The sequence below is a fragment of the Rhizobium giardinii bv. giardinii H152 genome (assembly GCF_000379605.1).
Taxonomy (GTDB): Bacteria; Pseudomonadota; Alphaproteobacteria; order Rhizobiales; family Rhizobiaceae; genus Pararhizobium; species Pararhizobium giardinii.
On the sequence record NZ_KB902668.1, the window covers coordinates 42,581 to 61,811 of the forward strand.

Consider the following 19,231-nt stretch of genomic DNA (forward strand, 5'->3'; position numbering starts at 1 on the left):
GGGTCTTCGGCAAGCGGATTGCCGACGCTTGGCAATGCTTATGGTACGCGTTAGCATATCCGTCTGGAGGAAGCGGCCATGACGTCAAGCTTCAATGTCCACAGTGCGGCGGGCTATGAGCAGCTCATGGGGCGCTGGAGCCAGCAACTCGCGCCTCTACTGATCGACTTTGCAGGCCTGGCAGATGGCGAACGCGTCCTCGACGTCGGGTGCGGCACCGGCAGCCTGACATTTGCGCTGCCGAAAGCCGCCAATGTCAGCGAAATTGCCGCGATCGACTATTCGCCTGTCTTTGTCGCCGAAGCGACTCGACGCAACGCCGATCCGCGGATCACTATCCAGCAAGCCGATGCGTGCGCGCTTCCGTTTCCGGACGGCTACTTCGATCGGGCGCTTTCGCTTCTGGTTCTGCACTTCGTGCCCGAGGCGGGAAAGGCGGTCTGCGAAATGCGGCGCGTCGTACGGCCGGGCGGCGTGGTCGCAGCAGCGGTCTGGGACCATCTTGGCGGTATGCCGGGCATGCGGATGATGGTCGACACCGTGGCCATGCTGGACGAAAACGCGCGCCAACTGCGGAGCTGGTATTGTTTCCAGCCGATGATGCGGCCGGGCGAAATGAAGCAGAGCTTCATCGAAAATGGGCTGCTGGAGGTGGAGCAGGCATCGCTGGTGATCCGCATGGATTACCAATCATTTGACGATTATTGGGAGCCCATCGCCGCCGGCGAGGGGCCTTTGGGCAAGTATGTGGCTGCCCTCGCCCCCGCGCAGCGCACAGAAATTGATGCCGCTGTGCGGGACGCCTATGAGGCGGGCCAGCCCGATGGACCAAGGTCGTTTGCAGCCGTGGCCTGGGCCTGTCGGGGTGTCGTCCCCTCCGCCTGAAGGGCCGTCTTTCGAGACGACCACGGGCGCTACGGATCATCGCGATGGGTCGCGGCGCGGTATCCGTCGTGGACGCCGCGCCGCCCTCCATCAGGCGTTTACGAGCGCCAGCTGGGCGCGAGCCTGCAGGATCTGCGAGCAGGCGTTGGCGGCTTCCACACCCTTGACGACGAAGTGATCGCGGAAAAAGCGGATATGGGCTTCCGATTCCTGGAAATTGTGCGGCGTGAGGACGGTGGACAGGACGGGCACGCCGGTGTCGAGCTGTACCCGCATCATGCCGTCAAGAACGGTGCCGGCGACGAAATCGTGGCGGTAGATGCCGCCGTCGACGACGAATGCCGAGCCGATGATCGCCGAGAAGCGGCCGGTTTTGGCGAGCGTCTGCGCATGCAGCGGAATTTCGAGCGCGCCGGGCACGTCGAAGATTTCGATGTCCGATGGCTTGCCGCCAAGCTTTTCCCAATGGGCGACGAAGGAATTGACGCATTGATCGACGATGTCGGCGTGCCAGCGCGCGCGGATGATAGCGATCTTCTGGGTGGGGTGGGAAGCGATTGTCATGTCAGTCTGGCCTTTCAAGGGTTGAGCCATTTTTCAATGATCCCCTTGGGCGAACACGCAGACACGGTGACCCCTTGGAAGGACACCCCGATCTGCTTGCTCTCTTTCATCCGGACTTTAACCGTCGGCTCCGGAATTCAACCGGATCTGCTGACCTTCATACAGACGTATGAAGCGCTCGCGGGCTCCGGGAATTTCGTCCCGTTACCGCCGGTGGGGAGTTTCACCCCGCCCTGAGAACGTGCGAGACCGACTATAAAGACTGGCAGGCGGGCGTCAAACGCAGTGTGCGACGCGCGCGACGAAAAAGGCGACAGATTTTCCAATCAAACTGTCGCCCGAAACATATTTTTGCGGATCAGGTGCTACTCGCGGATGATCAGCAGATCGCTTGCCGTGAATCGCAGGGTGACGACGTCGCCGACGGCGGGCGGGCTGAGGCCCGGTGCGTTGAACATGTCGAAGGAGATCACCGGGTCACCGACCTTCATGCGCGTGCGGATAACTGAGCCGAGGAAGTTGCTGGAAACGACCTGGCCGGTCAGCGCCGTATCGCCCTTGGCGCTTTCCGCGATCGAGCCCGCTTCGGGCCGCAGCGCCAGCGAGACCGTGTCGCCGGCCTTGACCGGGCCGAGAGGCTCACGCAGCGTGATGGCCTGGTCGCCGATGGAGATGCGGTTGGAGGCAGGGTCGACGACCGTCGCTTCGATCAGGTTCAGCGTACCGACGAAAGAGGCGACGAAGCGGGTGGCCGGCTTGTTGTAGATGTCGAACGGTGTGCCGATCTGGTCAGCACGGCCGCTGTTCATGACGACGATGCGGTCGGAGATCGACAGCGCCTCTTCCTGGTCGTGAGTGACGAAGACCGTGGTGATGCCGAGCTGTTGCTGGATCATCCGGATTTCTTCGCGCAGGGAGACGCGGATCTTGGCGTCAAGGGCCGACAGAGGCTCGTCGAGCAAAAGCACCTGCGGCTTCGGTGCCAGCGCCCGGGCAAGGGCCACGCGCTGCTGCTGGCCGCCGGACATCTGATAGGGGAAGCGATCGGCGAGGTGGCCGAGATGGATGAGCCCCAGCATTTCCTTGACGCGCGCGTCGACGGCCGCCTTGTTCATGCCGGCGATCTTCAGGCCGAACGCGACGTTGTCGTGCACTGTCATGTTGGGGAAGAGCGCATAAGCCTGGAAGACCATGCCGATATTGCGCTGGTTGGGCTTGAGGCTTTCCTGGTTCTTGCCGTTGATCTTGATCGTCCCGCCGCTTGGCGTTTCGAAACCTGCGATCATCCGAAGAACCGTCGTTTTGCCGCAGCCGGAAGGGCCGAGAAAGGAGACGAACTCGCCTTTCTCGATCGTCATGTCGAAATCATGGACGACCTGTACAGGACCAAAGCTCTTCTGAATGCCGGCGAGTTCAAGAAAGGACATGGACGATCAATACCTCAGGGCTTGGAAGGAGCCGATTTGCTGAAACGGGAGACAAGCTGCAAAAGCGCCATCGAAGCCCAGGTGATGGCAAAGGCGATGATGGCAAGCGCCGGCGGTTCATAGGCGCGGTTGGCGCCGATCAGCTGCAGATAGGGGCCGAAAGCCGGGCGGTTGAGCAGCGACGGCATGGTGAATTCGCCGATGACGATGGCGAAGGTGATGAATGCGCCGGACAGGACGCCGCTCATCACGTTCGGAAAAATGCATTTGAACATGATGGTCGGCCAGGATGCTCCAAGGCTCTGGGCCGCTTCCGTCAGCGTGGCGACGTCGATGGTGCGCATGGCTGTGTCGACCGAGCGGTACATATAGGGCAGCGACAGCGTCATGAACGAGAACATCAGGAGCAGGTCGGTGCCGCGCGCGGAGCCGGTGAAAGGAATGAACGACGACGAATTGTAGAGCCGGAGATAACCGAAGACGATGACGATGGCCGGGATGACCAGCGGCATCAGCGTGATGAACTCGACGAAGGGCCGCATCTGCGGCAGGCGCAGGCGAACCCAATAGGCCGTCGGCACGACGAGCAGGATGCCGAAGACGATGGTCAGGATGGCCATCACGATCGAATAGCTGAAGGATTCGCGGAACTGGACGTCCGAGAACACCGAGCGGTAGGCATCGAAGGAATATTCGCCGCGGCGCATCCGCAGCGAAAATTCGAACGTCGCGATCAAGGGGATGATGAAATAGGAGGCGCCGAAAAGGACAGCGATCCAGGCGCCGATCTTTTGTGTCTTCATTTCTGCCACCGTTCGGCGCGCATGCGGAGCCAGATATAGATGAGGTTGGAAATGCCGGTGATGACGATCATCCCGAGCGCCAGCGCATAGCCGAGGTTAGGATTGTGCAGGACGTCGCCACGGATCTGGGCGTAAAGCTGGATCGGCACGATGTTGAAGGTTGAACCGGTCAGCGAGTAGGCCGTGGCGATGGCGCCGAAGGAATTGGCGAACAGCAGCAGCGTCGTGCCGAGAATGCTCGGGAACAGGATCGGCAGCGCCACCTTCAGCCAGTATTGCGTGTTGGTCGCGCCGAGGATTTCGGCCGCTTCCCGCCATTCCTTCTTCAAGCCGTCAAGTGCCGGCGTGATGATCAGCACCATCAACGGGATCTGGAAGTACATATAGGTGATGGTCAGGCCGATGAAGCTCAACAGGTTGAAGCCGGTGGCATAGAGATTGATGCCGAACCAGTCGCGCAGGAGCAACGTCACCAGGCCCGTGCGGCCGAGCGTGGCAAGGAAGGCGAAGGCGAGCGGCACGCCGGCGAAATTGGAGGCGACGCCCGAAAAGGTCAGAAGCGAGGAGCGGATCCAGGAGGGCAGGCCGCCGAGCACCACGGCCCACGCGAGAAAGAAGCCGATGAACGCGCCGCCCAGCGACGACGCCAGGCTGACCCTTATCGAAATCCAGTAGGAGGCCAGGATCTTGTCGGTGAAGAGCCCGGAAATGTTGTCGAAGGTGAACTCGCCGGCCGGATTGAGAAACGCGCCGGTGACCAGGTAGAGCGTCGGGGCGATCAGGAACATCACTGCAAAAAGCAGGAAAGGCAATATACCGAGCCAGTCGATGGCCGTCTTCTTCAAATCAATGGCCTGTTTGGCGCTCATCCGGAAACCGTTTGGTGAAAATTGAAAAACAGCCTTCCCGCGCGGTCGCGGGAAGGCCTTGATGCGGCAGTCTTACTGGACGTTGGCGCCGACGACGGTGTCCCAGCCCTTGGTGATGACTTCCTTGTAGGCTTCCTGTTCTTCCAGCGTCGGGAACACGGCCTTTTCATAGGAAGCGGCCGGCGGCAGCTTGTCGAGCAGGTCCTGCGGGATCTTGCCGTTCTTGGCGAGATCGTTGAAGCGGATCGGGTGGCAATAGCCCTTCAGCCAGCCGAGCTGACCTTCGTCGGAATAGAGGTATTCCATCCAGAGCTTGGCAGCGTTCGGGTGCGGCGCATAGGCGGAGATCGCCTGGACGTAAACGCCGGCGACAACGCCGGAAGCCGGGACGACGACGTCGACCGGCGGGTTGCCGGCAAGCGTGTCACGGTCGGCAAGCGCGTTGTAGTCCCAGCGCAGGATGATCGGCGTCGTGCCCTGGGCGAGCGGAGCGGACTTGCCGATGACCGGGACGAAGTTGCCCTTCGCGTTCAGTTCCTTGAAGAAGGTAAGGCCCGCTTCGCCGGCCTTGGCTACGTCGCCGCCGGCAGCGGAAAGACCGGCCGCGAAAACGCCGGAGATGGCCTGGTTTGCGGTGCGCGGGTCACCGGCAAGAGCGACCATGTTGGCATATTCCGGCTTCAACAGGTCGGCCCAGTCCTTCGGGCTTTCCTTGACGATGTCCTTGTTCACTTCGAAGGACATGACGCCGTAATAGTCGCCGTACCAGTAGCCTTCAGCATCCTTTGCAGTGTCCGGGATCGTGTCCCAGGTTTCGACCTTGTAGGGCTGGATCAGCTTTTCAGCCTTTGCCGAGGGGCCGAAGGAAAGGCCGACGTCGATCACGTCAGGGGCCTGGTCGCCCTTGTTGTCCTTGTTGGCCTTGATGGCTTCGATTTCATCGCCCGAACCGGCGTCCGGGTTGAGTTCGTTGACGGTCAGGCCGTACTTGGCCTTGAAGCCCTCGATGACGCCGCCGTAGCCGCACCAGTCGTGGGGCAGGGCGATCGTGGTGAGCGTGCCTTCTGCCTTGGCAGCGGCAATCAGTTCGGCGCTCGGCTCGGCAGCCGCGATGGCGGTCGATGCCACGACCATGGCGGTCGAAAGCGAAAGCAGGCGGCGCATATGTGAAATCACTGGTCTTCTCCTCTTGTGGTTATATCAGGCAGCTTCGATGGAAGCTGATACTGGGGTCCGATGAAGCTTATGTGACAGGCACCGTTCCCTTTGCGACAGGACATTCGCAGCCGGAACACCTTCATTTTATTTTCAAAATTTGAACCCGCCCGGATACAGGCGGTAATTATACCACTTATCGAATTGCGGTTCGCGACATCCTTCGTCAGGGTTCGGCGCTGCGTTCTATCTCTCTTGCTCCTCCTAAAGCGGCCTGCGAAAAAGCCGTGTTGAATCGAACAGGTTCTCGAGCGTTTTCATGCGGTCGCGCGTCTCGTCCCAGATGGAACTCTGCACGGCCTCGATCAGCGCCTCGACGGCAAACAGGATGATGACCGAACTGTCCCAGGCGGACGGCGCCTCGATCTGGATGCGGAAAACACGCCGTGCCGACTTGGCGACGGGAGAGCCCCACTGGTCGGTGAACAGAATGATTTCGACGCCGCGGTCGCGGGCAATGCGCGCGAGCGTTTCCATTTCCTGCTCGTAGCGGCGGATATCGAACAGGATCAGGACGTCGCCCTTCCTCATGTCGAGCACGTAGTGCGGCCAGGAACTGGAGTTGGCGGCGATCCGGGTCACGCCGGAGCGGATGACCTGAAGATGTGTAAAGAAATAATCGGCCAGCGCGCCGGTGATGCGGCCGCCGACCAGATAGATATTGCGCTTGCGGTCGGCAATCATCGCGGCCGCACCGTCGAACTCTGCCGTCTCGAGCTGGGCGAGGCTGGCGCGCAGGTTGTTTATCGTTGTGTCGGCGAAGCGGTTGAGGATGTGCGCGCCCGGCGCGTTGGCGGCCCAGCGGTCGTGCTTGCTGATCGGGTTGGAGATCGTCGCTTCGAGTTCCTGGTGGAGTCGCTGCTGGAAATCGGGAAATCCGCGGAAGCCGAGCTTCTGCACCATGCGCGCGACGGTCGGCGTCGACACGCCTGCATTCTCGGCAACAGTCGTGATGCTGCCGAGCCCGGAGACCGGGTAATTGTCGAGAAGCGTCGCCGCCAACTGCTTTTCCGCGCGCGTCAGCACGGAGAAATGGGCGTTGATCACATCTGACACCGTCACAGTGCCTTCAGAGCTTGTCAATATCGATCCCCTGAGCCGGTCTTTGCCGGCTTTGTGACAGAGTAAACATCGCTGTCACAATTGGAGTCAATGGGTTTTTTGAAGAGATCGTTTCAGTTTTCGGTTGACACGGGTGAAGTCGTGAAGAATTCTTTTCATTAACGAATGCTGCGGCCCTTTTCACCGGGCCTGCTTTCAGGCCTGAAGGCAACTGAAAAGGAAATCGCATTTGACGAAGCTTTTGACAGAGGCGGAGGGATCGCCTGTCGCGGTGGAAAATTCGCAGGCGTCGAGCCCGTTTCTGCTGGTGTGCGAGCACGCGTCCCCCCGACTTCCGGAGAAAATGGGCACGCTTGGTCTGTCGCCCGCGGCCCTGTCCAGCCATATCGCCTGGGATCCTGGCGCGCTGGCCGTGTCCGAGCTTCTGGTGAAAAGCCTTGATGCGACGCTGATCTATCAGCGGTTTTCACGTCTGGTCTATGATTGCAATCGCCCGCCGGAAGCGCAAGCTGCCATGCCGCCCGTCAGCGAGGTCTTCGAGATACCCGGAAATGCCGCGATTTCCGCAGCCGAGCGCCGGGCGCGGACGGAGGCGCTCTATCTGCCGTTCCGGGACGAGCTGGCCGATTTCATTGCTGCGCGCAAGGTGAGCGGCAGACCACCCGTGCTGGTGACCATGCACACTTTCACGCCGGTCTATCACGGCAGGCAGCGCGAGGTCGAAGTCGGTATCCTGCACGACACGGACAAACGGCTGGCCGACTGTATGCTGGCGGCCGCCGGAAAAACGAAACGCTACGATACCCGCCGCAACGAGCCTTATGGGCCGGCCGACGGCGTTACGCATACACTCATCGAGCATGGCTTGAAGAACGGCCTGCTCAACGTAATGATCGAGATCCGCAACGATCTCGTTTCGGATGAAATCGGTCAAAAGGTCATGGCCGATTATCTGACGGGCCTGCTGGGTGAAAGCCTGGCGTCACTGTCGCAATAAAAAGACCTGGGGAGCGGCATGTCCGCGGAGACTGGTCCATGGGCTTCCATGGACACTGGCACTTCAGCCGGCCGGCAATACCGCCGGAGGCTGGTCGATACAGGGGAAAAAAATGTCAGACTATACAGACGTAGACAAGCATGAGGACATGAAAGTCCTCCATTCCATGGGCTATGCGCAGGAACTTGAGCGGCGCATGAGTTCATTTTCCAACTTTGCCGTATCCTTCTCGATCATCTGCATTCTTTCGGGCGGTATCAACTCGCTCGCGCAGGCCACGTCGGGAGCGGGTGGTGCCGCGATCGGCATCGGCTGGCCGCTGGGCTGCTTCATATCGCTCGTCTTCGCGGTTGCCATGGCACAGATCAGCTCGGCCTATCCGACAGCAGGCGGCCTGTATCACTGGGGCTCGATCCTCGGCAACCGCTTCACCGGCTGGCTGACCGCATGGTTCAATCTCCTGGGTCTTGTCACCGTGCTCGGCGCAATTAACGTCGGCACCTATTATTTCTTCATGGGGTCCTTCGGTACGCCGTATCTCGGTCTTGAAGATTCCATGACCGTTCGTCTCGTCTTCCTGGTGATCGTCACCGGCCTTCAGGCGATCGTGAACCACATGGGCATCGGCCTCACCGCCAAGCTCACGGACTTCTCCGGTTACCTGATCTTCGCCACGGCGATCCTTCTTGCCCTTACATGCCTGGTCGCCGCCGACAGCTACGAGGTAGGCCGCCTTTTTACGTTCTCCAACTATTCCGGTGAAACCGGCGGTAATGTATGGCCGGCAACCTCGGGCACCTGGGTTTTCCTGCTTGGCCTGCTTTTGCCGATCTACACGATCACCGGGTATGATGCTTCGGCGCATACGTCGGAAGAGACGGTCAAGGCAGCGGTTTCCGTTCCCAAGGGGATGGTGTCCTCCGTTTTGTGGTCGGCCCTGTTCGGCTACATCATGCTGTGCAGCTTCGTGCTGATGATCCCGAACATGGACGAAGCCGCCAAGCAGGGCTGGAACGTGTTCTTCTGGGCGATGGACACTCAGGTCCACCCGCTTATCAAGGACGTCCTCTATCTTGCGATCTTCGTCAGTCAATGGCTGTGCGGTCTGGCGACGGTAACGTCGGTCTCACGCATGATCTTCGCCTTTTCGCGTGACGGCGGATTGCCGGCATCGAAGGCCCTCGCAAAGGTCAGCCCGACCTATCGCACGCCGGTTGCGGCGATCTGGACCGGCTCGATCCTCTCCGTGCTTTTCGTTTGGGGCTCGTCGCTCGTTTCGATTGGCGAAACGCCGGTCTATACGATCGTCGTTTCCTGCACCGTCATCTTCCTGTTCTTCTCCTTTGCAATCCCGATCACACTTGGCCTGCTCGCCTGGGGGACGTCAAAGTGGGACAAGATGGGGCCGTGGAACCTCGGTGAGGGCATGTTCAAGCTCTTTGCCGTCTTGTCGATCATCGCGATGGTTCTGATCTTCGTGCTCGGTATCCAACCGCCGAACGATTGGGCGCTCTACATCACCGTCGGGTTCCTGATCGTCACCGCCATTGTCTGGTTCGGCTTCGAAACGCGCCGCTTCAAGGGCCCGCCGATTGGCGAAGAGGTTGCGCGCCGCGCCGCCGTGATCGCCGCCGCCGAAAAGGCGGTTGGGGAAAAGTGAACCGGTGAGATAGTGCGGGGGCCGCCTTTGCGCGGCTTCCGCCAGACATCCAGCAATGGAGCGCCTGACGGCTCCGTTACGATCAAGCACGGGATTTTTGCAATGAGCGCGAGTTATTCGTTTGAGGAATTGAAGAAAGATGTCGCCGAAGGCCGCATCGATACGGTTCTGGCGTGCCAGGTGGACATGCAGGGACGCCTGATGGGCAAGCGTTTTCACGCGCAGTTCTTCGTCGACAGCGCCTGGGAAGAGACCCATAGCTGCAACTACCTGCTGGCGACGGACATGGAGATGGACACGGTGTCCGGCTACAAATCCACCAGTTGGGAAGCAGGCTACGGCGACTATACGATGAAGCCTGATCTTTCGACGCTTCGCCGCATTCCCTGGCTCGAAGGCACGGCGCTGGTTCTCTGCGACATGCTCGATCACCACACCCACAAGGAAGTGCCGCATTCGCCGCGCGCCATCCTCAAGCGGCAGATCGCCCGGCTCGAAGCGATGGGCCTCAAGGCCTACATGGCGACCGAGCTCGAATTCTTCCTGTTCGACCAGAGCTATGACGACGCGCGCGAAAGCGGTTACCGCGACCTGAAGCTGGTCAGCGGTTACAACGAGGACTACCACATCTTCCAGACGACCAAGGAAGAGGATGTGATGCGGGCGATCCGCAACGGCCTGCAGGGCGCCGGCATTCCGGTGGAAAACTCCAAGGGCGAGGCGTCCGCCGGCCAGGAAGAAATCAACGTCCGCTATGCCGACGCGCTGACCATGGCCGACCGGCACGTCATCATCAAGAACGGCTGCAAGGAAATCGCCTGGTCGCGCGGCAAGGCGATCACCTTCCTCGCCAAATGGAACTATCATGCCGCCGGCTCGTCGTCGCATATCCATCAGTCGCTCTGGAGCCTTGACGGAAAGACGTCGCAATTCTTCGACAAGGAAGCCAAATACGGCATGTCGGACACGATGCGCCACTACGTTGCCGGCCTGCTGACGCATGCGAGCGAAATCACCTATTTTCTCGCGCCCTACATCAACTCCTACAAGCGTTTCATGGCCGGCACCTTCGCGCCGACCAAGGCCGTCTGGAGCAAGGACAACCGCACCGCCGGATACCGGCTCTGCGGTGAGGGTACCAAGGCGATCCGCATCGAGTGCCGCGTCGGCGGCTCCGACCTCAATCCCTATCTCGCCATGGCAGCGCTGATCGCCGCCGGCATTGCCGGCATCGAGGGCAAGCTGGAACTGGAGCCGCCGTTCGTCGGCGATGCCTACGGCGGCAAGAACATCCGCGAAATCCCCGGCACGCTGCGCGATGCAACGAGGGCGATGAACTCTTCGAAGATGCTGCTCGACGCTTTCGGCGAGGAGGTGATCGAGCACTACACCCGCGCTGCCGAATGGGAGCAGGAGGAATATGATCGCCGCGTGACCGATTGGGAAGTTGCGCGTGGGTTCGAGCGGGCGTAACGCCATCATTCAACAACGGACTTCGATCCGGCATCTGTCCGAACGACCGGTGCCGGATCGCACTTTTTGACGACAGAACAGGAAAACGATCATGACCATGATCCAATGCATTTCCCCGGTGAACGGGGAGGTTTACGCGGAGCGCCCCGCGGTCGATGCGGCCACCGCTTCGGCTGCGGTAGCCCGCGCGCGCGCCGCTCAGAGGGCCTGGGCGAAACGGCCGATCGAAGATCGGGTCAAGCTCGTGCTTGCCGGTGTCGCACGGCTCAACGAGATGGTTGACGAGGTCGTGCCCGAACTCGCCTGGCAGATGGGGCGGCCGGTGCGCTACGGCGGCGAGTTCCGCGGCTTCAATGAGCGGTCGAACTATGTCGCGTCCATCGCTGCCGATGCGCTGGCGCCGATCATCGTCGAGGACAGTGCCAGCTTCGAGCGCCGCATCGAACGCGTCGCGCATGGTGTCGTCTTCGTCATCGCGCCTTGGAACTATCCGTATATGACGGCGATCAACACGGTCGCGCCCGCGCTGATGGCGGGCAATGCCGTCATCCTCAAGCATGCCAGCCAAACGATCCTCGTCGGCGAGCGCATGGTGCGCGCCTTTGTCGAGGCCGGCGTTCCCGAAGATGTCTTCCAGAACATTTTCCTCGACCATTCCACGACCTCGTCGCTGATCGCGGCCAAGAGCTTCGATTTCGTCAATTTCACCGGCTCCGTCGAAGGTGGCCGGTCGATCGAGCGGGCTGCTGCCGGTACGTTCACGGGCCTTGGCCTCGAACTCGGCGGCAAGGATCCGGGCTATGTCATGGAAGACGCAGATCTCGACGCTGCCGTCGATACGCTGATGGATGGCGCAATGTTCAATTCCGGGCAGTGCTGCTGCGGCATCGAGCGCATTTACGTGAACGAGAACCTCTACGACGATTTCGTCGAAAAGGCCGTCGCCTTCGCCTCTTCCTACAAGCTTGGCAATCCGCTCGAGCAGGAGACGTCGCTCGGACCGATGGCGCATAAGCGCTTTGCCGCAGAGGTCCGCGCCCAGACGGCCGAGGCCGTTGCCAAGGGTGCCAGGGCGCTGGTCGATCCGAAGCTGTTTCCGCAGGATGACGGCGGTGCCTATCTTGCGCCGCAGGTGCTTGTCGATGTCGATCACTCCATGAAGGTGATGACGGAAGAAAGCTTCGGCCCGGTCGTCGGCATCATGAAGGTGAAGAACGACGAAGAAGCGCTGGCTTTGATGAATGACTGCAAGTACGGGCTTACGGTGTCGCTATGGACGAAGGACCCCGAACGCGCCGCCCGGATCGGCAATGAACTTGAAACCGGCACCGTCTTCATGAACCGCGCCGATTATCTCGATCCGGCGCTCTGCTGGACCGGCGTCAAAGAAACGGGCCGTGGCGGCTCGCTGTCGGTCATCGGTTTCCAGAACCTGACCCGTCCGAAATCCTACCATCTGAAGAAAGCCTAAGCGATGACCATCACAGCCAACTGGAGCTATCCGACCACCATCAAGTTCGGGGCGGGGCGGATCAAGGAACTTGCCGATCATTGCACGGCGCTTGGTATCAAGAAACCGCTGCTGATCACCGACCGGGGCCTTGCACCGATGCCGATCACCCAGAACGCGCTCGACATCCTTGATGCGGCCGGGCTCGGCCGGGCGCTGTTCAGCGAGGTCGATTCCAACCCGACCGACGTCAACCTCGCCGCCGGCGTCAAGGCCTTCAAGGACGGCGGTCATGACGGCGTCATCGCCTTCGGTGGCGGCTCAGGGCTTGATCTCGGCAAGTGCGTCGCCTTCATGGCGGGGCAGACCCGGCCCGTCTGGGACTTCGAGGATATCGGCGACTGGTGGATGCGCGCCAGCGTCGAGGGCATTGCGCCGATCATCGCCGTGCCGACAACGGCAGGCACCGGCTCCGAGGTCGGCCGCGCCTCGGTCATCACCAATTCGCAGACGCATACGAAGAAGGTGATCTTTCATCCGAAGTTCCTGCCCGCCGTGACGATCTGCGATCCTGAGCTGACCGTGGGCATGCCGAAGGTGATCACCGCCGGTACCGGCATGGATGCCTTCGCCCATTGCCTGGAAGCCTATTCCTCGCCGTTCTATCATCCGATGTCGGCCGGTATTGCGCTTGAGGGCCTGCGGCTAGTCAAGGAGTACCTGCCGCGCGCCTACAAGGACGGAACGGATATCGAGGCCCGCGCCCATATGATGAGTGCGGCCGCCATGGGCGCCGTTGCCTTCCAGAAGGGGCTCGGCGCCATCCACTCGCTGTCGCATCCGGTCGGCGCGATCTACAACACCCATCACGGCACGACCAATGCCGTCGTCATGCCACCGGTGCTGCGTTTCAACCGCCCGGCCATCGAGGACAAGATCGGCATGGCCGCCGCTTATCTCGGCATTTCCGGCGGCTTCGACGGCTTCTACAACTACGTCCTGAAGCTGCGCGAAGAGCTGGGCGTGCCGGACAAGCTGTCTGCGCTCGGCGTCGGCACGGATCGCATCGACGAGATGGCTGCAATGGCCATCGTCGATCCGACGGCGGGCGGCAATCCGGTCGAACTGACGCTCGATGCCGCAAAGCAGCTCTTCAAGGAGTGCATCTGACCGCAGTGGATCGCCTTTTTCAAAAAAGGCCACCCGCTCCGTCGTCACATTTAAACGGAGCGATCCCGGCGGTCGCTCCGTTTTTTGTTTCCCGGCTAATGATTTGTTTGCCGTTCGTTAACCCTGATTTGCAAGGCTGAAGGCACTGAGCGCCCTTGCATGTAGGGCATGGTGATGGCAGCGAAGCGTGCCGGCGGAAGTGAGATGGCTGTAATTTCAATCGCGAATGCCAAGGGGGGAGCCGGCAAGACGACGGCGGCATTGCTTCTGGCCATGGAGTTTGCGCAAGCGGGCGGAAAGGTCGTCATCTTCGATTGCGATCCTCTGGCGTTCGCAGCCAAGTGGCACGGGTTGCCCGGCGCGGTCGACGGCATAACTGTCGTGACCGGTGTGACATTCGCCAATCTGGGTGCCAACCTGCGGGCTCAAAGCGGCCAGGCAGACCATGTCATCATCGATCTTTCCGGGGCGCGCGACGCGCTGATCGCCTTGGCCGCCGGTCTTTCCGACCTTATGCTTATCCCTGTGCAGGGCTGCACCATGGATGCGCAGGGCGCTGTGCATGTGCTCGAGATCATCGGCCAGGTAGCAAACAATGCGCACAGCCACATCGATCATGCCGTAGTCCTGACGCGGGTCAGTTCTCTCGTGACCACGCGCGCCATCCGGAGCGTCAAGGCGCGGCTTGCCGAGCGCAATGTGCTATTGCTCGACACGCCCATTATCGAGCGCAGTGTTTATCGCGACATGTTCGAACATGGCGGCTCGCTCTATACGATCGACGAAACCAAGGTCAGCAATCTCGCCAAGGCACAGCGAAACATGCAAGGACTGGCGTTGGAAGTCCTGCGCCTGGTGAATGGGCAGCCGCATCTGCAATCGAGCGGTTCGCTTGCACGTATCTGCTACAAGGCGCCGGACCGCATCCAGCAACCAGAAGGCGTTGCCGGACCTTTGCCAGCCGCGCGGGCCTCCCGGTCCTTCCACGCCGGTGCGATACACGCCGATCCCTGATCGCTCAAAATCGCGACGATTTTTTCATGAGGTGAGCGCCCAGCGGCGCGGCTCCGCCACCGCTTTGGGCTGCCACGTTATTCTAATGAGGCGCGTGTTTAGATTTTTTTAACCACGATCTGAAAGGTTTGATTAACCGGAGCGCGATGGATTTTGCGCTTTTCGGAGAGCCATGCCGGGGCTCGGACGCTCTTGAGACAGGAACAGCAATGCCAGTCATTACATTTGCAAACACCAAGGGCGGCGCGGGCAAGACGACGGCCGCGCTTATCCTCGCGACGGAACTCGCGCGCCATGGCGCGCGCGTCACCATTCTCGACGCCGATCCGCAGCACTGGATCTCCCACTGGCATGAAATTTCGGGAAAAGTCGCCAATATCGACGTCATTTCGAATGTGACGATAGCATCGTTGCAGACGCATATTCGCGAAAACCGGGCCACGACCGACTATTTCGTCATCGATCTCGCCGGCGCCCGCAACACCCTGATGGCTACTGCGATCGGCCTTTCCGATCATGTGATGATCCCGATCCAGGGCTGTGCCATGGATGCCAAGGGAGGCGCACAAGTGCTTGAGCTGCTCTGTCATCTGCAGGAAAGGGCTGGCATCCGGATCAACCATTCCGTCGTGTTGACCCGCGTCAACTCGCTGGTGACGACACGGGCGCTTCAGGTCGTGAAGCAGTTGCTGGCAGAGCGGTCCGTGCCGGTCCTCGATACGCCAATCATCGAACGCGCCGCGTTTCGCGATGTCTTCGACTGCGGAGGCACTCTTCAAACGATGGACCCGGGCCGGGTCAGCAACCTCGACAAGGCCTGCGAAAACGCCCGCGCCTTCGGCGACGAAGTGCGCAAGCTGGTTCCGCTGCGACAGGTCAGCCCGGCACGCCGGGCGGCGTGACTGCCCGACTGCAGTTCAAAACGCGCGGATCGATCTGCGCGGTTTGTCTTGTTGCGCAAGGCTGCGATGACGGATTTTAGCCGCGAAAATCATCGTCCTTCATCTTGCGCGCATCATAGTTCAGGTCCCATTCCTTGCCTGGCTTTTTCTGGCCGGGCGGGTTTTTATGGGCGGTCGCATCGTCCGATCCGGTGATGACACGAGGCTTTGCGCTGATAACGCCATTGTTGTCGCTGCGCCTCTTCGGCTTGGCGAACTGACCTTCGGCATCCTTGCGAATAACGCTTTTCCCGCCGGAGCGCGGCGGATTGTCCCGGGCGACCATCAGCGATCTCCCTTTGTCTTGCCGACGTCCGTAGCCTTGTTGCGGTCGGGATCGTTCAGGTTCTCGCCATGCGCATCGCGCGCCGTCGCGGGATTGTCCTTAGCGGGCAGATAACCGCGCGGCCGGGTCTCTTCGGGCCCTTCCCACCGCGGCGACTGTTCGGTTGTTCCTGCAGGGCCTGGTTTGGGTGTCTTCTGTTCCATATCTGGCTCCTTTCAATCCTCTTCCTCAACAGGACAGCCGGAGAAAGGTTCCATTCGGTTGGAAAAGACGAATAACGGCGTTCGATTTGCCGGATATTCCGATCAGAAACGACGGTCGATGAAGTGCTTGGCCTGGGCGCCGGCGTGGTAGAATGCCGACTTGAGGTTGCGCCATGGATCGGGTGTCACCGGTTTTTCGGCCAGCGGCAGCGCATTCGGCTCTCCGGTGACGTGATCGCCAAGCGCCCGGCCGAAGACCGTGCCCGGGGCGATGCCGCGGCCGTTATAGCCGCTGATCGAAAACACGTTCGGCGCCATCACATGCATCTGCGGCAGGTGGTTGGTGGTCATGCCGATGCGGCCGTCCCACCAGTATTCCAGCCGGAGATCGCCGATCATCGGGAAAAGCTTGCGCAGCGAGCGTTTGACGAAGGCGAGGTGCGTACCTTTCGCCAGCGCGTCCAATCGGCCGATGCTGCCGAAGATCAGCCGGTTCTGCTGGTCCATGCGGAACGACGTCATCACAAGGCCGGTGTCCCAGCAGCCCTGCCGCTCCGGCAGGATGCCGCGGGCAATATTGTCGCTGAGCGGCTCTGTGGCGAACTGGAAATAGGGCAGGATTGTCAGTTCTTCCGTATGGGCGGTCCAGGGTGTGCGCTCAATGAGCTTGCCATAGGCATTGGTGGCAAGGATCACGCTTTTCGCGGTGATCGAGCCGCCCGGCATCGTCAACTTCCAGCTGTCCCCTTTGCGCTCCGCGGCGAGCAGCGGCGTCTCGGTATAGATTTCGGCACCGGCGGCGAGTGCGGCGCGGGCAAGGCCGCGGGCATAGGCGAGCGGCTGGATCGTGCCGGCGCGCCGGTCGAGCAGGGCGCCGGCGAATCCTTCCGCACCCGTCAGCATATTGGCGTGCTCGGCGGACAGCACCTCGACGGGCGCCCCGAATTTCCTCCACTGCGTCTCCCGATCCCTGAGTTCGGCCAGGCCTTCGGCGCCGACCGCCATGTGCAGCGTGCCGTTGCGCACCGCCTCACATTGGATCTCGTGCTTGGCGATCAGGTCGTAGACGACGGACGGCCCGTTGCCGAGTTCTGTGAGCAGACGGGTACCGGCTTCGGCGCCAAGCGTCGCAATGAGATCGTCGGGTTTCGTCCACATGCCGGCATTGACGAGACCGACATTGCGGCCGGAACCGCCGAAGCCGATCATCTTTGCCTCGGCAACGGCGACTTTCACGCCCTTTTCGGTGAGATGAAGGGCTGCCGAAAGACCGGTGAAACCGCCGCCGATCACCGCGACGTCGACGGTGATGTCGCGTGCCAGCGGCCGGGTTTCGGGAGCCGCAGGCGCCGTGGCATGCCAAAGGTTGGGAAGGGAGCGTTCGGCGGCCATCGCGGCATTCCTCGGTCTGTCGAAATTGAACTTACTTTCTTCCGACAGATAGAGCATTGCTGCAATGTTTTTTAATGATGAAACATGATGAGGTCATGAAGCGCAGGGATGTGAAAAAACCGCTCAAACGGCTGGGGCCGCGGTGCTCCAAGCTACGCACCGCGACCCCCTATTCCATCTCCCGAAAGTGTGCCCAATATCTCTCTGGCCGAGTGGCGCGCAGCCCTCAGTGAATGTTTTCGTGCTGAAAACCGTCAGGCGCGCTATTGGATGACCCCAGCGCTCCAGATACCCCTTATTTCTAACAGGTTTTGAGCACCTTTACTCCCCCAAATGGAGGAGGATGTCGATTTTTTTAATCGAGGAATTCGACGGTGGTCCCGACGCTGACCATCTTGGCGAGCTCTGTCGCATCCCAATTGGTCAGGCGTACGCAGCCATGGCTTTGGGTCTTGCCGATCTTCGAGGGTTCCGGCGTTCCGTGAATGCCATAGGTCGGCTTCGACAGGGCGATCCAGACCGTGCCGACAGGGCCATTCGGGCCGGGCTGCAGGGTTAGTACCTTGTCATTCTCACCCTGCTTGAAGTTGATTTTCGGATTGTAGGTATAGCCGGGATCGAACGCGATGCGATCGACCTGCACGGTGCCCGAGGGAGATGGGGTGTCGGACGAACCGATCGTTGCCGGATAAGCGGCAATCAGTGTGCCGGCCTCGTCATAGGCAAAGACCTGCTTGCGGTATTTGTCGGCGACGATGCGGGTAACCTTGCCCTTCTTCATTTCCCCGGGGTTGATCACCTTGATGATCGTGCCGGGAATCGTGAAATCGACGCCGGGGTTCAACTCCCGAAGATAGGCTTCGTCCATGTGGAACTTTTCGCCGAGCATTTCCACCGTAGAGGTGAAGGACAGATGCGGCAGAGCAGCCTTGTGCGCATAGTCTTCCGGAATGGCGGCGACATAGGGGCCGGCGGCATCTGCGGCCGTGATCGTATAGGTCGTGATCGGCAGTCCGCCGGAGAAGCGCAGCCGTTCCATGATGTCGTCGGTATTGTTCGGGTCCAGTGTCTCGCCCGTCGCCTGCTGCCAGGCCTCGATCGCCTTGGTGACGTTCGAGCCGCTCTTGCCGTCGATCACGCCCGGAGAAAATCCTTCGCGGTCGAGAAACACCTGCAGGGCCGTGATTTCGGCGCTGGATTTCTTCGTGATCTGCGCGGCCGGGGGCAGGGTCTGGCGTTCTTCCTGCGGCAGGGCTTCCATGTCGTTCTCGTCCAGAGACGCCGGATACTCGTTCGGCAGTGCCTGACGCTCGACGCTCGGCGGCGTTGCATCGCGATAGTCGGGGATGGAAGCGGTCACGTCGCCGGGCTCGGAAAACCCTTGTTCGGGATATTCCTGCTCGGAAAAACCAAAGCCCTGGTTGGCGTAGGTGTCGCGGCTCATCTCGCGGCGGCGGATTTCGTTGCGTTGCCTTCCGCTGCCCATCACGGTCGCCACGATATTGCCCCAGGAATCGACCAGGACGGTGCGGCCACGCCGGTCGCGCATCATCTGCACGTCGCCTCCGGGCAGATAATCGAGAATGTCGCCCTCCGGCGTGACGAGAACCGCATTGGCCGGCAAACGGCCGAAGCTGTCCTGCGCCTTTGCGGTAGTGGCAAGGGCGAGTATGCTTGCGGCAGCGAGGAGGGCAATTCCGGTTCGGGAAACAAGCGTCACGATGAAACCTATAGTCTGGCGGTTGTGGTCGGGCCTACAAATCAAATGGGACGGTAATATGAATAAACTGAATTCATCATGAACAGTTCCCTAAAATCCA

General features: G+C 60.8%; 18 protein-coding genes and 1 riboswitch. Of the genes, 8 read left to right on the forward strand and 10 right to left on the reverse strand.

The genetic code is table 11. The features are described from left to right. Positions 1-78 precede the first annotated feature (78 nt). Positions 79-885, forward strand: a complete 807-nt coding sequence (locus A3AY_RS0114770) for a class I SAM-dependent methyltransferase (RefSeq protein WP_018326429.1) — start codon at positions 79-81, stop codon at positions 883-885. 90 nt (positions 886-975) lie between these two features. On the opposite strand, the gene A3AY_RS0114775 is transcribed toward A3AY_RS0114770, so the two are convergent. The 6 genes from A3AY_RS0114775 to A3AY_RS0114805 form a co-directional block, all read right to left on the reverse strand. Beyond that, the gene (locus A3AY_RS0114775; protein ID WP_018326430.1) at positions 976-1,449 is read right to left on the reverse strand and encodes a 6,7-dimethyl-8-ribityllumazine synthase; all 474 of its coding nucleotides are present in this window, start codon (positions 1,447-1,449) and stop codon (positions 976-978) included. Between the two features lie 94 nt (positions 1,450-1,543). After that, positions 1,544-1,694: riboswitch (FMN riboswitch) on the reverse strand. 120 nt (positions 1,695-1,814) lie between these two features. Next, a complete protein-coding gene (locus A3AY_RS0114785; protein WP_018326432.1) occupies positions 1,815-2,876 on the reverse strand; it encodes an ABC transporter ATP-binding protein in 1,062 nt (353 codons plus the stop codon). 14 nt (positions 2,877-2,890) lie between these two features. After that, positions 2,891-3,679, reverse strand: coding sequence for an ABC transporter permease (locus A3AY_RS0114790; RefSeq protein WP_018326433.1), 789 nt, complete (start codon positions 3,677-3,679; stop codon positions 2,891-2,893). Next, a complete protein-coding gene (locus A3AY_RS0114795) occupies positions 3,676-4,548 on the reverse strand; it encodes an ABC transporter permease (protein WP_018326434.1) in 873 nt (290 codons plus the stop codon). The genes A3AY_RS0114790 and A3AY_RS0114795 overlap by 4 nt, the downstream gene beginning before the upstream one ends. 72 nt (positions 4,549-4,620) lie before the next feature. After that, positions 4,621-5,724, reverse strand: a complete 1,104-nt coding sequence (locus tag A3AY_RS0114800; RefSeq protein WP_026203455.1) for an ABC transporter substrate-binding protein — start codon at positions 5,722-5,724, stop codon at positions 4,621-4,623. Positions 5,725-5,967: 243 nt separating this feature from the next. Continuing rightward, the gene (locus A3AY_RS0114805; RefSeq protein WP_040668786.1) at positions 5,968-6,846 is read right to left on the reverse strand and encodes a MurR/RpiR family transcriptional regulator; all 879 of its coding nucleotides are present in this window, start codon (positions 6,844-6,846) and stop codon (positions 5,968-5,970) included. Between the two features lie 208 nt (positions 6,847-7,054). On the opposite strand from A3AY_RS0114805, the gene A3AY_RS0114810 reads away from it, so the two are divergent. The 7 genes from A3AY_RS0114810 (at position 7,055) to A3AY_RS0114840 (ending at position 15,491) form a co-directional block, all read left to right on the forward strand. After that, complete coding sequence (locus tag A3AY_RS0114810; protein ID WP_026203456.1) at positions 7,055-7,822, forward strand: N-formylglutamate amidohydrolase; 768 nt, start codon at positions 7,055-7,057, stop codon at positions 7,820-7,822. Positions 7,823-7,934: 112 nt separating this feature from the next. Further along, positions 7,935-9,482, forward strand: a complete 1,548-nt coding sequence (locus A3AY_RS0114815; RefSeq protein ID WP_018326438.1) for an amino acid permease — start codon at positions 7,935-7,937, stop codon at positions 9,480-9,482. Between the two features lie 102 nt (positions 9,483-9,584). Continuing rightward, a complete protein-coding gene (locus A3AY_RS0114820; protein WP_026203457.1) occupies positions 9,585-10,955 on the forward strand; it encodes a glutamine synthetase family protein in 1,371 nt (456 codons plus the stop codon). A gap of 91 nt (positions 10,956-11,046) precedes the next feature. Next, positions 11,047-12,426: an aldehyde dehydrogenase family protein gene (locus A3AY_RS0114825; protein WP_018326440.1), complete on the forward strand. Its 1,380-nt coding sequence runs from the start codon at positions 11,047-11,049 to the stop codon at positions 12,424-12,426. Between the two features lie 3 nt (positions 12,427-12,429). Then, positions 12,430-13,575: an iron-containing alcohol dehydrogenase gene (locus A3AY_RS0114830; RefSeq protein WP_018326441.1), complete on the forward strand. Its 1,146-nt coding sequence runs from the start codon at positions 12,430-12,432 to the stop codon at positions 13,573-13,575. Between the two features lie 204 nt (positions 13,576-13,779). Beyond that, positions 13,780-14,589, forward strand: a complete 810-nt coding sequence (locus A3AY_RS35355; RefSeq protein WP_112864685.1) for a ParA family protein — start codon at positions 13,780-13,782, stop codon at positions 14,587-14,589. A gap of 209 nt (positions 14,590-14,798) precedes the next feature. After that, on the forward strand, positions 14,799-15,491 hold the full coding sequence (locus A3AY_RS0114840) for a ParA family protein (RefSeq protein WP_018326443.1): 693 nt from the start codon (positions 14,799-14,801) through the stop codon (positions 15,489-15,491). 76 nt (positions 15,492-15,567) lie between these two features. On the opposite strand, the gene A3AY_RS0114845 is transcribed toward A3AY_RS0114840, so the two are convergent. The 4 genes from A3AY_RS0114845 to A3AY_RS0114860 form a co-directional block, all read right to left on the reverse strand. After that, entirely contained in the window at positions 15,568-15,816 is a 249-nt protein-coding gene (locus A3AY_RS0114845) for a hypothetical protein (RefSeq protein ID WP_018326444.1), read from the reverse strand. Then, positions 15,816-16,019: a hypothetical protein gene (locus A3AY_RS0114850; protein WP_018326445.1), complete on the reverse strand. Its 204-nt coding sequence runs from the start codon at positions 16,017-16,019 to the stop codon at positions 15,816-15,818. Before A3AY_RS0114850 ends, A3AY_RS0114845 begins: the two co-directional genes overlap by 1 nt. 102 nt (positions 16,020-16,121) lie before the next feature. Continuing rightward, a complete protein-coding gene (locus A3AY_RS0114855) occupies positions 16,122-17,411 on the reverse strand; it encodes an NAD(P)/FAD-dependent oxidoreductase (RefSeq protein WP_026203459.1) in 1,290 nt (429 codons plus the stop codon). Between the two features lie 355 nt (positions 17,412-17,766). Then, positions 17,767-19,173 (reverse strand): L,D-transpeptidase family protein, encoded by a 1,407-nt coding sequence (locus tag A3AY_RS0114860; RefSeq protein ID WP_051108354.1) that lies wholly within the window; start codon positions 19,171-19,173, stop codon positions 17,767-17,769. Positions 19,174-19,231: the final 58 nt, after the last annotated feature.